General features: G+C 50.2%; 14 protein-coding genes. 9 read left to right on the top strand and 5 right to left on the bottom strand.

The annotated features are described in order from the left end of the window. Window positions 1-14: 14 nt before the first annotated feature. The 4 genes from mlaC to murA all read left to right on the top strand — a co-directional run bounded on the left by mlaC (window position 15) and on the right by murA (window position 2,754). Window positions 15-644 (top strand): phospholipid-binding protein MlaC, encoded by a 630-nt coding sequence (gene mlaC / locus ACX9GV_RS00610; RefSeq protein WP_023490502.1) that lies wholly within the window; start codon window positions 15-17, stop codon window positions 642-644. After that, window positions 644-946: a lipid asymmetry maintenance protein MlaB gene (gene mlaB / locus ACX9GV_RS00605; RefSeq protein WP_473196688.1), complete on the top strand. Its 303-nt coding sequence runs from the start codon at window positions 644-646 to the stop codon at window positions 944-946. The genes mlaC and mlaB overlap by 1 nt, the downstream gene beginning before the upstream one ends. Window positions 947-1,187: 241 nt before the next feature. Then, window positions 1,188-1,442 carry a BolA family iron metabolism protein IbaG gene (gene ibaG / locus ACX9GV_RS00600; protein ID WP_037384164.1) on the top strand — a complete coding sequence of 85 codons (255 nt, stop codon included), beginning with the start codon at window positions 1,188-1,190 and terminating at the stop codon, window positions 1,440-1,442. A gap of 52 nt (window positions 1,443-1,494) precedes the next feature. Continuing rightward, on the top strand, window positions 1,495-2,754 hold the full coding sequence (murA, locus tag ACX9GV_RS00595; RefSeq protein WP_473196687.1) for a UDP-N-acetylglucosamine 1-carboxyvinyltransferase: 1,260 nt from the start codon (window positions 1,495-1,497) through the stop codon (window positions 2,752-2,754). A 52-nt stretch (window positions 2,755-2,806) separates the two neighbouring features. Here murA and degS read toward each other — a convergent pair whose 3' ends face one another. The 3 genes from degS to zapG all read right to left on the bottom strand — a co-directional run bounded on the left by degS (window position 2,807) and on the right by zapG (window position 5,992). Next, complete coding sequence (gene degS / locus ACX9GV_RS00590; RefSeq protein ID WP_473196686.1) at window positions 2,807-3,862, bottom strand: outer membrane-stress sensor serine endopeptidase DegS; 1,056 nt, start codon at window positions 3,860-3,862, stop codon at window positions 2,807-2,809. An 89-nt stretch (window positions 3,863-3,951) separates the two neighbouring features. Beyond that, window positions 3,952-5,322 (bottom strand): serine endoprotease DegQ, encoded by a 1,371-nt coding sequence (gene degQ / locus ACX9GV_RS00585; protein WP_473197939.1) that lies wholly within the window; start codon window positions 5,320-5,322, stop codon window positions 3,952-3,954. Between the two features lie 271 nt (window positions 5,323-5,593). Then, on the bottom strand, window positions 5,594-5,992 hold the full coding sequence (zapG, locus tag ACX9GV_RS00580) for a Z-ring associated protein ZapG (protein WP_023489376.1): 399 nt from the start codon (window positions 5,990-5,992) through the stop codon (window positions 5,594-5,596). Between the two features lie 232 nt (window positions 5,993-6,224). On the opposite strand from zapG, the gene zapE reads away from it, so the two are divergent. The 5 genes from zapE (at window position 6,225) to sspB (ending at window position 9,994) form a co-directional block, all read left to right on the top strand. Further along, the gene (gene zapE / locus ACX9GV_RS00575; protein WP_473196685.1) at window positions 6,225-7,352 is read left to right on the top strand and encodes a cell division protein ZapE; all 1,128 of its coding nucleotides are present in this window, start codon (window positions 6,225-6,227) and stop codon (window positions 7,350-7,352) included. Between the two features lie 300 nt (window positions 7,353-7,652). Beyond that, window positions 7,653-8,081 (top strand): 50S ribosomal protein L13, encoded by a 429-nt coding sequence (gene rplM, locus ACX9GV_RS00570; protein WP_023489378.1) that lies wholly within the window; start codon window positions 7,653-7,655, stop codon window positions 8,079-8,081. Between the two features lie 15 nt (window positions 8,082-8,096). Then, window positions 8,097-8,489 (top strand): 30S ribosomal protein S9, encoded by a 393-nt coding sequence (gene rpsI, locus ACX9GV_RS00565; protein ID WP_023489379.1) that lies wholly within the window; start codon window positions 8,097-8,099, stop codon window positions 8,487-8,489. A gap of 360 nt (window positions 8,490-8,849) precedes the next feature. Next, window positions 8,850-9,491, top strand: a complete 642-nt coding sequence (gene sspA, locus ACX9GV_RS00560; RefSeq protein WP_023489380.1) for a stringent starvation protein SspA — start codon at window positions 8,850-8,852, stop codon at window positions 9,489-9,491. A gap of 5 nt (window positions 9,492-9,496) precedes the next feature. Then, complete coding sequence (sspB, locus tag ACX9GV_RS00555) at window positions 9,497-9,994, top strand: ClpXP protease specificity-enhancing factor (protein ID WP_023489381.1); 498 nt, start codon at window positions 9,497-9,499, stop codon at window positions 9,992-9,994. 120 nt (window positions 9,995-10,114) lie between these two features. Here the strand turns inward: sspB and ACX9GV_RS00550 are convergent, their stop codons facing one another. Both ACX9GV_RS00550 and ACX9GV_RS00545 read right to left on the bottom strand, forming a co-directional pair. Continuing rightward, complete coding sequence (locus ACX9GV_RS00550; RefSeq protein WP_473196684.1) at window positions 10,115-12,919, bottom strand: FAD-binding and (Fe-S)-binding domain-containing protein; 2,805 nt, start codon at window positions 12,917-12,919, stop codon at window positions 10,115-10,117. Beyond that, window positions 12,919-13,566, bottom strand: a complete 648-nt coding sequence (locus ACX9GV_RS00545; RefSeq protein WP_023489383.1) for a LutC/YkgG family protein — start codon at window positions 13,564-13,566, stop codon at window positions 12,919-12,921. Before ACX9GV_RS00545 ends, ACX9GV_RS00550 begins: the two co-directional genes overlap by 1 nt. Window position 13,567: the final 1 nt, after the last annotated feature.

Below are 13,567 nucleotides of genomic sequence, written 5' to 3'. Positions count from 1 at the left end.
TAGAGGACAACTGGATGTTTAAACGTTTACTGATGATTGCTTTGTTGATGGTTGCGCCGCTGGCTAACGCAGTTGACCAAACTAATCCTTATAGCTTGATGCAAGATGCTGCGGCGAAAACCTTCACTCGCCTGACAAACGAGCAAGCAAAGATCAAGCAGGATCCTAATTACCTGCGTGCTATCGTACGTGAAGAGTTAATGCCGTTTGTTCAAATTAAGTACGCAGGTGCTCTGGTTTTGGGGCGTTATTATAAAGATGCCACCCCAGCACAGCGTGAAGCCTATTTCACCGCTTTCCAAGCGTATCTGGAACAGGCCTATGGTCAGGCACTGGCGATGTATGAAAATCAAACCTACCAGATTGATCGCCAGCAGCCCGTGGATAATGCCGATATTATTGCCATCCGTGTGACTATCATTGATAACGGAGGGCGTCCCCCGGTACGTCTGGATTTCCAATGGCGAAAGAACAGCAAGACCGGCTATTGGCAGGCCTATGATATGATTGCCGAAGGGGTGAGTATGATCACCACTAAGCAGAATGAATGGGCCGCAACGTTACGTCTTAAAGGGATTGAGGGACTGACTCAGCAACTGCAAGCGGCAGCTAAACAGCCCATTACGCTGGATCGGAAAAGCTGATGGCTGAAGCGTTAAGCTGGGTGTCACAACAGCAAACTTTAGTGTTGCGTGGCGAGCTTGATCGTGAAACGTTACTGCCACTCTGGCAACAACGTGAGATACTGTTGGCGGATAAAACCGCCATTGATGTGGCTCAACTACAACGAGTCGACTCCTGTGGCTTGGCATTATTGTTGCACTTACGCCAGCAACAGCACCTGCAAGGGGTTGAATTGAAAATTTTGGGGATCACTGAACGGTTACAAACACTGATCAATCTCTACAATTTACAACAGATCATTCCCGTTGAAACCACTCATTAGCGCTGTTTCTGCTTACAGTGAGTTACGCCAGGTTTATGCACGTTGCAACAAAAACATTAAGCGTTTTTAAACAGATCTTGCGCGGCTCCCGGAGGAAATCCCCGGGAGCCGCGCCATAACCCTGCTGCTTAAATAACGACGGACATAGGGTCAATTGGCTGATATCAGGGCCAATACCGAACTGAACACTATACAAAACTCGATACTATACAAAACTCAATACTATACAGAACCGAATACTATGGAAAATAGCAAAATTGAAGAGGTGCTGATGAACGCATTAGCACTGGATGAAGTCCATGTTACTGGCGATGGTAGCCACTTTCAGGTGGTTGCAGTAAGCGAACAGTTCGCCACCATGAGCCGTGTCAAAAAACAGCAAGCCATCTATGCACCGCTGATGGAGTACATTGCGGATAATAGCATTCATGCTTTATCCATCAAAACGTACACCCCTGAAGAGTGGAAGCGGGATCGCAAACTCAACGGATTTTAAGGCTGTTTGCCGCTAGGCAGGCAGCTCAGAATAGATAATAGAGAGTAGTCAAATGGATAAATTTCGTGTGCAGGGTCGAACCTGTCTTCGTGGTGAAGTCACCATTTCCGGGGCAAAAAATGCTGCCCTGCCGATCCTGTTTGCCGCCCTACTGGCAGAAGAGCCCGTTGAGCTGCAGAATGTCCCGAAACTCAAGGACATCGATACCACCCTCAAACTACTCAACCAGCTAGGTACCAAAACCAAGCGTAACGGCTCAGTGTTTGTTGATGCCAGCCAAGTCAATGAATTTTGTGCGCCGTATGACCTGGTAAAAACCATGCGGGCCTCGATCTGGGCTCTAGGGCCATTGGTAGCACGTTTTGGCCGTGGTCAGGTATCTCTACCTGGCGGCTGTGCTATCGGCGCTCGCCCGGTTGATTTACATATTACCGGCCTGGAACAACTGGGTGCTGAAATCAAGCTGGAAGAAGGGTACGTCAAGGCTTCGGTGGAAGGTCGCTTGAAAGGCGCACATATCGTTATGGACAAAGTCAGCGTAGGTGCCACCGTCACCATCATGAGCGCGGCAACCTTAGCGACAGGCACCACCATTATTGAGAATGCGGCCCGTGAACCGGAAATTGTTGATACTGCCAACTTCCTCAATACGCTGGGTGCCAAAATCAGTGGTGCAGGCACCGATAGAATCACTATTGAGGGTGTTGAACGCCTCGGTGGTGGGGTTTATCGTGTGCTACCAGACCGTATTGAAACCGGTACCTTCCTGGTTGCCGCCGCCGTTTCCGGTGGTAAGGTGCTGTGCCGCAATACCCGTCCAGATACACTGGATGCAGTGTTAGCCAAACTGCGTGAGGCAGGCGCTGATATTGAGATCGGTGAAGACTGGATCAGCCTGGACATGCATGGCAAACGCCCCAAAGCGGTGACCATACGCACAGCCCCACATCCTGGTTTCCCCACCGACATGCAGGCACAGTTTAGCTTGCTGAATCTAGTGGCAGAAGGAACCGGCGTAATCACCGAGACTATTTTCGAGAACCGTTTTATGCACGTTCCTGAGTTGATCCGTATGGGGGCCATCGCCGAAATAGAAAGCAATACCGTGATCTGCCATGGCGTAGAGCAACTTTCAGGTGCACAAGTAATGGCAACTGACTTGCGTGCTTCCGCCAGTCTGGTATTAGCTGGTTGTATTGCACAAGGCGTGACGACAGTTGATCGTATCTATCATATTGATCGTGGCTACGAACGTATTGAAGACAAACTGCGTGCGTTGGGTGCCAATATTGAGCGCATAAAAGGCGAGTAATAGACTTGTCATGATCGGGGCACACCCGCGTGCCCCGATGCAACAAAAACGTTTAGGTATTATCTTCCGGGAATTCCCCCACCATCATAGTCAGTGTCATACGCTGACCATCACGCAATACTACCACCGGGATCTCGGTACCCGGGCGGATCTCTGCTACTTGATCCATGGTTTCCAATACGGAGATCGCAGGTTTGTTATTCACGTTGATGATGATGTCGTTGATGTGGAACCCTGCTCTAGCTGCGGGACCATTAGCGGCAAGCTCAGTCACACTGATCCCTTGCAGGTGCTCAATATTGCTACTGATGGGGCGAATCGGCATATCCTTCCCCTGAATACCGAAATACCCACGGATCACTCGCCCATCACGGATTAACTTATCCATAATTTTAGTGGCCAACTCTACCGGAATCGCAAAACCTAATCCTTCAGGAGTCTCACCATTAGTAACTTTATCGTAAGTCAGCGTATTGATGCCCATTAACTCACCCAGTGAGTTCACCAAGGCACCACCAGAATTGCCGCGGTTAATTGAAGCATCGGTTTGCAGAAAAGTTTGCCGGCCAGTGGTACTCAAACTGACTCGGCCAGTAGCGCTGAGGATGCCTTGAGTTACCGTCTGCCCCAGGTTATAGGGGTTGCCTATCGCCAGGACAACATCACCAACATGGGCTGGACGCGCCTTGTTGATAGGGATAACCGGTAAATTACCTGGATCGATCTTTAATACCGCCAAGTCGGTTAAGCTGTCTGCACCCACTAATAACGCTTCATAGCGACGACCGTCCTGCAACACGGCGGTGATTTGCTGGGCATCTTTGATTACATGACGATTGGTGATGATATAGCCGCGATCATTCATAATCACACCGGAACCCAGCGAAAGCAGATTAGTTGCTCCACTTATGTTGCGATTATAAATATTAACCACTGCCGGGGCTGCGCGGCGCACACCAGAATTGAAGCTAAGAGGGACTTCATCACTGGTACTCTCAGATTTGCTGGTAAATAGATTACTGGAAGAACGCAACACGGGCATGACCACCAGCAACAGGCCAGCGACAATCAAACCAACAACAATAGAACGTAATAACTTAGCAAACATGGAGTTTCAGTGCATAAATGGAACGATTGCGGAAGGATAACACGAGTTAACTGGGCACAGTATGCCACTGAGCCCAGTTTTTGAACAAGTTAACGCAATAACAGGTAGATGTTTTCGTCACCGCGTACAATATTCAGCGCTATGACTGCAGGTTTGTTCTCCATCTGCTTACGCAACGCCGCGAGATCCTCGACACGTATACGGTTGACACCGATAATCATATCCCCTTTTTGCAGGCCGACTTGTGCCGCTGGGGTACCCTTATCAACGTTGTCAATCTTCACGCCTTTATCGCCGTTGGGTAAAACGCCATTACTCAAGGATGCCCCTTGCAAGGAAGGCGACAAAGTCTCGGCATTGGTTGATGCACTTTCACTGTTATCCAACGTAACAGAAAGCTCCATCGATTTACCTTCACGTAGTAGGCCCACTTTAACGCTAGTGCCTGGAGCAGTGGTACCTACCTTGGCTCGAAGTTCAGCGAAACTGCTGATAGGCTTGCCGTCCAGAGAAATCAGAATATCACCAGCCTTGATACCTGCTTTGGCTGCGGCCGACTTTGGCAATACTTCACTGACAAAAGCACCGCGCTGCGCTTCGGAATTGAACGCTTTCGCCATATCGGCGGTCATTTCACTCCCTTTGATACCCAGCAGGCCGCGTTTCACTTCGCCAAACTCGATCAATTGTTTACTCAGGCTTTGTGCCATGTTGCTAGGAATGGCAAAACCGATCCCGACATTGCCACCGCCTGGTGCTAGGATCGCGGTGTTGATACCGATCAATTCACCATTCAGGTTAATCAACGCGCCACCGGAGTTACCACGGTTGATAGAGGCATCGGTCTGGATAAAGTTTTCCAGCCCCTCCAGATTCAAGCCACTACGACCCAGTGCCGAGATAATCCCTGATGTTGCTGTCTGACCGAGACCAAAGGGGTTCCCTACCGCCACAGCAAAGTCACCGACACGCAGTTGATCGGAATCCGCCATTTTTATCGCTGTCAGATTTTTGCCATCAGTAACCTGCAACAATGCAATATCAGATTGCTCATCACGACCAATCAGCTTGGCACTATATTCACGGCCATCATTGAGTAACACGCTAATTTTATCAGCGTTATTAATCACATGGTTATTGGTTAAAATATAACCCTTTGCGGCGTCAATAATGACACCGGACCCCAATCCTTCAAAAGGACGTGAGCCTCCCTGTTGCGAAGGTCCATTCGGTCCAAAAAAGAATTTAAACTGCTCAGGTAATTGTTGGCGTTGCACCTGAGTACCTGCCACACGCACACTCACTACAGCAGGCAGTACTTTCTCCAACATCGGTGCCAAGCTTGGCAGTGGTTGCCCTTCAACAGCTACAGGCATTGCGGCGTTGACCATTGGAACAGAAGCAAACGCCAAGCTCATACCTATTGCTAATGCACTAAGAATTAAAGATGGTTTCTTCATCATTAAGAACTCTCTCTTTATACCTGCAGGTGAAATAATGATAATAAAGCAACAGTAACATGTCAGTGAAGTGTAAGACTGTAAATTTGCGCAAAGTATTCACAGGGCTATCAATCAATGATAAGCCACCCTGATACCGATGCACAAATTATGACCATCCTCATGCGTTTCGAACAGCATGGGCATGTGACAAATGGCGAGGCCCAGAAATGGACCTCGCAGTGGAAAAAGAGACGTTCAACCGTAATGGAAATATTCCCATTGGCCGAAATTAATCGCGGTTTGTTGTACCACGCAACAAACCAGATGCCCCTTCAGAGTAGTCACGCGGCATCTCCACAGGTGCTTGATCGTTATCTGCTTCTGATTCAGTCAAGCGATAGCGAAATGGGTTATCCTGTACGGGAAGATCCGGCAACAAGTGATTAGAGCTTTTCGCCATATGCTGATACAACTGACGATAGTCACGCGCCATGTTATCAAGCAACTCGGCACTGTGTGCGAAATGGCCTACCAGTTCCTTACGATACTCTTCCAATTCGGTTTTACTTTTATCCAGCTCGCTCTGCAGGGCTTTTTGTTGCCGTAATTTACTATTACCGAAACGCATCGCTACCGCACCAATGACGATACCGACCACCAAACCAATCAGCGCATACTCCCAGGTCATAATGACTCCTATGTTAACTTCGTTGTTCCGCAGGGATTTTTTTACTTAATAATATCCACTATAACCGTTAACCTTGTCTAAGTGGAATCTTGTTAAACCTTTACCTGATGTTTATTGGTTTTTCCTTTGGATATAGTGCTGATAAATACCATAAACAGGCAGTGAAGTTGCAGCTATCCGCCACGAAAATTTGCTAAATTAATTCTCAATGTTCTTAGGGATTTTTGAATAAATGCAAGTACAGTCACCATTATCACGCTACCAGCAGGCTCTGGACGCGGGGCAATATCAGGCCGATGCGGTCCAGCACCAGGCTGTTACGCAGTTGGATCATATTTATCAAGCCTTGCAACACCGGCCGACTGACGTTGCGACCAAAGGAGGGAGTCGCTGGAAACTCAGCCACTGGCTGGGCAAAGGGCCCGCAACGACACACCCACGCCCGGTGCAGGGCTTATATATGTGGGGCGGTGTGGGTCGTGGTAAAACCTGGCTGATGGACTTGTTCTTCCACAGCTTGCCAGATGACCGCAAACTACGCTTGCACTTCCACCGTTTCATGTTGCGGGTGCATGAAGAACTGATGGCATTACAGGGGCATGAAAACCCGTTGGAAATCATTGCCGATGGCTTTAAGGCACAAACAGATGTGTTGTGTTTTGATGAGTTTTTTGTTTCTGACATCACTGACGCCATGCTGCTGGCAACACTACTGCAAGCCTTATTCGCCCGAGGTATCACGCTGGTCGCCACCTCAAACATTCAGCCAGACGATCTGTACCGCCATGGTCTGCAACGCGCACGTTTCCTGCCCGCCATTGCGTTGATCAAAGCGCATTGTGAGGTCATGAACGTGGATGCTGGCATCGATTACCGTTTGCGCACCTTGACACAAGCGCATCTCTACTTGACCCCGCTCACTGAGCAGACGCAAGAGGCAATGGACCATATGTTCCTCAGGCTGGCAGGCAACATGGGTAATGCTGGGTTGGTGTTACAAATCAATCATCGCCCCCTCCCAGTTCTGCACGCCGTGGATGGCGTATTGGCCGTTGATTTCCATACATTGTGTGAAGAAGCGCGCAGCCAATTGGATTACATCGCCTTGTCACGCCTTTACCACAGCGTGATGCTATACAATGTCCGCGTGATGGGGCCACTGAACGAGAGCACCGCTCGCCGCTTTCTGGCGCTAGTTGATGAATTTTATGAACGCCACGTCAACCTGGTGATCAGTGCCGAGGGGTCTATGTTTGAAATTTATCAGGGGGAACAGCTAAAGTTCGAGTTCCAACGCTGTTTATCGCGCTTGCAGGAGATGCAGAGTGAGGAATACCTAAAGTTACCCCACCTGCCGTAATACTGAGTAATGGGGCTTTTTTTGACATCCGCCCCATTATCCAGTCTAAAGGGGCATAGTTCCCCCCGCGACACAAATAATTGTGCTCAAAATCAAAAACTGTTCGATCTTTGATAGTGACTTCTCTATAATCCTGCGACCCCACGTTACAACAAAGTTTTTTTCCCAAAAACTTTATAGTGCCGGCAATGGCTATTCGAAGGGGTAGGTTTGCTGGACTTGATGGTCGTGTGAGCCTCAACTGTTTTTAAGCGTTGGGTGAACACCTACGTGTAACTAAATTATTGGGTAAGCTTTTTAATGAAAACTTTTACAGCTAAGCCAGAAACCGTCAAACGCGACTGGTATGTTGTTGATGCAGACGGTAAAACCTTAGGCCGTCTAGCGACTGAACTGGCTCGTCGTTTACGCGGCAAGCATAAAGCGGAATATACCCCGCACGTTGATACCGGTGATTACATCATCGTTCTGAACGCAGAAAAAGTGGCCGTTACCGGCAACAAGCGTACAGACAAAGTGTACTATCACCACACTGGCCACATCGGTGGTATCAAAGAAGCGACCTTTGAAGAGATGATTGCCCGCCGTCCTGAGCGTGTGATTGAAATCGCGGTTAAAGGCATGCTGCCAAAGGGCCCGCTGGGTCGTGCAATGTACCGTAAACTGAAAGTTTACGCTGGCACTGAGCACAATCACGCGGCACAGCAACCGCAAGTTCTTGACATCTAATCGGGATTATAGGCAATGGCTGAAAATCAATACTACGGCACTGGTCGCCGCAAAAGCTCCGCCGCTCGCGTTTTTATCAAGCAGGGCAGCGGTAACATCGTTATCAACCAGCGCAGCCTGGAACAGTACTTTGGTCGCGAAACTGCCCGCATGGTAGTTCGTCAACCACTGGAACTGGTCGATATGGTTGGCAAACTGGATCTGTACATCACTGTTAAAGGTGGTGGTATCTCCGGTCAAGCTGGCGCTATCCGTCACGGTATCACCCGTGCACTGATGGAGTATGACGAGACTCTGCGTTCTGAACTGCGTAAAGCTGGCTTCGTCACTCGTGACGCTCGTCAGGTTGAACGTAAGAAAGTCGGTCTGCGTAAAGCACGTCGCCGTCCGCAGTTCTCCAAGCGTTAATTTCTACTGTTTCGACAGTACGATTTACGCGAAAACCCGGTGCTTCACCGGGTTTTTTTATTGTTACAATAAATTAAAACAACCAAATTTCGCGGTCATACAGATAATTCCACATGAAATCACTGCATGCCCCCCACAAAAAAATCAAAATCTGGTAAACTATTATCCACTTTTGCCCCTGTTCACTACGCAGCTACTGCGAGTCTACCTTTGAGGCCGTGTTCTTGACCTCTGGTTTATCTGTGGCCTGAATGATGACGGGTATTCATCATCGCCATCAGCAGCATAGAGTGAGTAGCATGCAAGGTAATGGGTATTTGGCTATTTGCCATATTTTCTAGATAAAACTTGGAGGTTTTCATGGCTGTCGCTGCCAACAAACGTTCGGTAATGACGCTGTTTTCTGGCCCGACCGACATCTTTAGCCATCAAGTACGTATCGTACTGGCGGAAAAAGGGGTCAGCGTCGAGATTGAGCAGGTTGAACCGGACAATCTGCCGCAGGATCTGATTGACCTCAATCCTTACCAAACCGTACCGACACTTGTTGATCGTGAACTGACTCTGTATGAATCACGTATCATCATGGAATACCTTGATGAGCGTTTCCCTCACCCACCGCTTATGCCGGTCTATCCTGTGGCGCGTGGTGAAAGCCGTTTGATGATGTTGCGTATCGAGCGAAACTGGTACTCGCTGATGTACAAAATCGAGCAGGGCAACGCACAGGAAGCTGAATCAGCACGCCGTCAACTGCGCGAAGAACTGCTGGCCATTGCGCCTATCTTCGCTCAAACCCCTTATTTTATGAGTGAAGAGTTCAGCCTGGTCGATTGTTACCTCGCCCCATTGTTGTGGCGTTTGACGCAATTGGGTATTGAACTGAGCGGTGCTGGCTCCAAAGAGCTGAAAGGCTACATGACCCGCGTCTTCGAGCGTGACGCATTCCTGGCCTCCCTTACTGAAGCCGAGCGCGAAATGCGGCTCCAAACTCGAGTCTAAGTGTTATGGATATGTCGCAAATGACCCCACGCCGCCCTTACCTGTTACGGGCATTCTATGACTGGCTGTTGGATAATCAACTGACCCCTCATCTGGTGGTGGACATCATGTATCCTGGCGTTCAGGTTCCTATCGAGTTTGCCCGCGATGGTCAGATTGTGCTCAACATTGCGCCGCGCGCGGTCGGCAACCTGCTACTGGCTGATGAAGAAGTCAGCTTTAACGCCCGCTTTGGTGGCATTCCTCGCCAGGTTCAGGTGCCGATGGGTGCCGTACTGGCGATTTATGCCCGAGAAAACGGTGCAGGTACCCTGTTTGAACCGGAAGCTGCCTACGAAATCGAAGATAACCTCGGTGAGATAGACCAGCCAGCAACGCCAGCAGGGAATCTGATGTCATTGATTGATGGTGATCGCCCAGATAGCGATGATAACCATCACACTGATGATGAGCCACCACCACCTCCTCGTGGTGGCCGCCCAGCGTTACGAGTGGTGAAGTAACCTGAAATAGCTAGCGTCCAGAACATAAAGCCTGGACGCTATGCATTCCTGAATACCTTTAAATCCCACAGTTGCAAGCATGCTTGACGATCACCTTGGCAATCGCCAAAACCCAATGGGTCAATCAGCAGCCTGATCCACCAAATACAAAATATTGTTATAGGGGATACCGGCATGCTGGCTCAACCCCATCTCACAGGTACGGCTATTACTAAAACCTTGGCGACAGTCAGTAGGCACCTGATGGCGCAAGCTCGATAGCGCAGAGGCGTTTAACTCAGGTGTCATCAACCCCTTATCACCCGCAAAACCGCAACACTGGATGAATTCCGGCACGACCACTTCTCGGGCACAAGCTTTGGCTACCGCAAGCATGGTGCTCTCCAAACCCATGCGCCGGCTGCTACAAGTCACATGCAGCATCACCGTTTCATCAATGGGCGTCACTGTTAGATAAGGCATCAGATGCTCAAGCACAAAAGCAGCCGGTTCAAAAACCCGCAGCCCCCTGCCATTCCCTTCCGCTCGTTCACCTACCAGTAACCGCTGAACACAGGGACTGGTATCCAACAGCACTGGCCAGCGGCCTGACTCACTTGCCTGCCACAACGCCTCAGCCAACCCCTGACGTTTGGTTTCTGCAATCTCGCTCATTCCTTTACTGTCAAACGGCATGCCGCAACAAAGCCCATCAAGACCTGTTGGAACAATCACCCGACAGCCTGCTTTGGCGAGCAGCGATTTTACCACTTCGGGTAAAGCCGGTGCGTCGTTCTGTTGCCCAAAGACACGACTCGCACACGAAGGCATATAAACCACTGCCCGCTCCGCCTCTTCACTGAGCAGCACCTTTTCACTTTGTAACTGGTAACGACTCGGCCCCGGCAACGTCGGCAGCCAAGCGGGAGTACGCTGCCCACTCATACGCCGTACACCATTAACCAGACCTGCCAGCGGGCGTTCACCCACGATTTTACTGACTATCCCCCTGAGCTTCAGTGTGCTGCGAGCCACACTGGTGATACCGGCAAAATGCACCGCACTCCAGCGAGCAATAGGGACAAAACGGCGATATTTTTCACTACGCAGTTTTTTTATCAAGGTGCCGGTGTTGATGCCCACGGGGCAACGGTCAGCACATAATCCGGTCGCGGCACAGGTTTCCACGCCCTGATAGTCAAAAAGCTTGGCAAGTTGTTCAGTGGACTCCCCACTACGTTCACGCCGAGCTAGTTCCCGATAGAGCACAATACGCTGACGTGGTGACAATGATAGCGTGCGTGAGGGGCACACCGCTTCACAAAAACCACATTCAATACAGGGGTCCACAATGGCATCACTGGCTGGCATCGGTTTCAGATGAGTCAAATGCGCCTGCGGATCATCGTTGATAATCACACCAGGATTAAGCAGGCCTGTTGGATCGAGTAATGCCTTGATGCGTCGCATCAAGCTCATCCCTTCCGGCCCCCACTCCAACTCCACATAAGGTGCCATATTGCGTCCGGTACCATGCTCAGCCTTGAGGGAACCCCCGAAGCGAACCGCCACCAATTCGGCAACTGCATCCATAAATTTACCGTAACGCACCACCTGATCTGGGTCCTCAAACCCCTGAGTAAAGACAAAATGCAGGTTTCCCTCCAGCGCATGGCCGAAGATAATTGCTTCGTGGTATTCGAAATGGTCGAACAACTGTTGTAGTTCAACCACGCCTTCAGCCAACCGCTCAACAGGAAAAGCCACATCTTCAATGATGACCGTGGTACCCGTTGTACGCACGGCACCTACCGCTGGGAAAAGCCCTTTACGGATCGCCCAAAGCGGATCACTGTCTCGAGTAAAAGGGAGTGATGACAAAGGTTCAAACGCGGCAACGCACGCCATTACCTGCTCACAGCGCGCGTTCAATTGCGCCTCATTTTGCCCATGCACCTCCACCAGCAAGGCACAGGCAGCAAGACTCATGCCGTTGATAGAGTCGGGCAAACCCGGCTTACCGGCCACAGCGCGTAATGAGCGCCCATCCATCAACTCCACAGCCGCAACAGGCTCCTGACGCAGACGTGAAGTCACCAGACAGGCTTGTTCAGCGTCTTTAAAGATCAACAACGCAGACGCCTTGAAAGGATGTTCTGGCACGGTATCAAGCACCAATTCGGCGATAAACCCTAAGGTTCCCTCCGAACCGATCATCAGATGAGTCAATATGTCGATGGGATCTTCAAAATCAACCAAGGAATTGATAGCGTATCCCGTGGTGTTTTTAAGACGGTATTTATGATGAATTTTAGCGCTAAGGGCTTCATTGGCCAGAACCTCAGCACGCAAAGCCGCAAGGCCATTGATCAGATCCGGGCGCGCAGCAGCAAAGGCGAGACGACTTTGAGGATCAGCACTATCCAGTAACGTACCATCCGCCAGTAACAACGTCATGGCATGTAAAGTATGGTAGCTGTTTTGTGCCGTACCGCAGCACATACCACTCGCATTATTAGCAGCGATACCGCCGAGCTTACAAGCATTGATGGAGGCAGGATCAGGGCCTATTTTGCGGCCAAACGGTGCCAGATAGCGGTTAGCATCAGCACCAATAACCCCGGGTTGCAGGGCAATACGGCTGCCATCATCCAAAATACGCTGGCCACGCCATTCATCGGTCAACGTGATCAACACCGAATCACTGAGCGCCTGCCCAGAAAGACTGGTGCCCGCAGCACGAAAAGTACAGGGCAAATTAAGTTCTCGGCACACGCCCAAAACAAAACGAACTTCATCCAGCGAGCCAAGGCGTACCACGCGCTCCGGTATCAACCGATAGAAACTGGCGTCGGTACCATGGGCGAGACGAAGATCCGGGTCTCGAATGATGCGCTCGGCGGGAATTCGTGTTTGTAATGCAGTATCAAAATCATGCCAGCCCATCAACAATCCTCCACTAATATCACCAGTAAGCGACTCGGACCATGAGCGCCATAGGCTAACGTCTGCTGTATATCGGCTGTTTTCGATGGACCGGATATCAGCAATAAATTTGTCGGCATCCCCTGCTCGAAAGCGTTATTCGCTACCCATTGAGCAAAATTGTCAACAAGCGTAGAGGCTGCGAGCAAAGCAATATGGCAGGGGGGCACTAACGAAAGCGTACGTGGCTCTCCGGCGTCCGGCAACAAGATTAACGTGCCGGTATCAGCAATAGCGGCATAACAATGAGTAATGCCCGCCTGGCAGCGGTCAAACAACGCCTCTTTCCACTCAGCAAACTCTCCCTCAGGGCGTAATACGTCACACCCCTGTATAGCCTCATTCACCGCGTTCTCCCAGCGTCCTCCTCGGCCACAAACCAGGGTCGTTATCTGCTCACGGTTGAGCCACTCCCCTAGTTTCTGAGCAAGCAACCCGTGCTTTACGCTCAGGACTTCAGCATGAGCTGCAGTGATAGCCATACAAAAACGTTGCCTTCTAGCACTATCATCAGCCCCCGTCCAAGGTTGCCACTGAGAGGGATAAACAGGAAGCGGGGCAACATTAGCGCTGCGCAAACGGTTTAAAATAGCGGCCTTACTGGACATC

Source organism: Serratia sp. 25CWL12, assembly GCF_055790885.1.
The sequence above is the reverse complement of the archived record's forward strand: the minus strand, read 5'-3'. Positions and strand labels throughout refer to the sequence as shown.

Bases quoted from the DNA above. Each gene is read 5' to 3' on its own strand.
- sspA (WP_023489380.1), top strand. From the start codon at position 8,850: ATGGCTGTCGCTGCCAACAAACGTTCGGTAATGACGCTGTTTTCTGGC.
- rpsI (WP_023489379.1), top strand. From the start codon at position 8,097: ATGGCTGAAAATCAATACTACGGCACTGGTCGCCGCAAAAGCTCCGCC.
- zapG (WP_023489376.1), bottom strand. From the start codon at position 5,992: ATGACCTGGGAGTATGCGCTGATTGGTTTGGTGGTCGGTATCGTCATT.
- mlaB (WP_473196688.1), top strand. From the start codon at position 644: ATGGCTGAAGCGTTAAGCTGGGTGTCACAACAGCAAACTTTAGTGTTG.
- degS (WP_473196686.1), bottom strand. From the start codon at position 3,862: ATGTTTGCTAAGTTATTACGTTCTATTGTTGTTGGTTTGATTGTCGCT.
- ACX9GV_RS00550 (WP_473196684.1), bottom strand. From the start codon at position 12,919: ATGGGCTGGCATGATTTTGATACTGCATTACAAACACGAATTCCCGCC.
- rplM (WP_023489378.1), top strand. From the start codon at position 7,653: ATGAAAACTTTTACAGCTAAGCCAGAAACCGTCAAACGCGACTGGTAT.
- ibaG (WP_037384164.1), top strand. From the start codon at position 1,188: ATGGAAAATAGCAAAATTGAAGAGGTGCTGATGAACGCATTAGCACTG.
- ACX9GV_RS00545 (WP_023489383.1), bottom strand. From the start codon at position 13,566: ATGTCCAGTAAGGCCGCTATTTTAAACCGTTTGCGCAGCGCTAATGTT.
- sspB (WP_023489381.1), top strand. From the start codon at position 9,497: ATGGATATGTCGCAAATGACCCCACGCCGCCCTTACCTGTTACGGGCA.
- murA (WP_473196687.1), top strand. From the start codon at position 1,495: ATGGATAAATTTCGTGTGCAGGGTCGAACCTGTCTTCGTGGTGAAGTC.
- zapE (WP_473196685.1), top strand. From the start codon at position 6,225: ATGCAAGTACAGTCACCATTATCACGCTACCAGCAGGCTCTGGACGCG.
- mlaC (WP_023490502.1), top strand. From the start codon at position 15: ATGTTTAAACGTTTACTGATGATTGCTTTGTTGATGGTTGCGCCGCTG.
- degQ (WP_473197939.1), bottom strand. From the start codon at position 5,322: ATGAAGAAACCATCTTTAATTCTTAGTGCATTAGCAATAGGTATGAGC.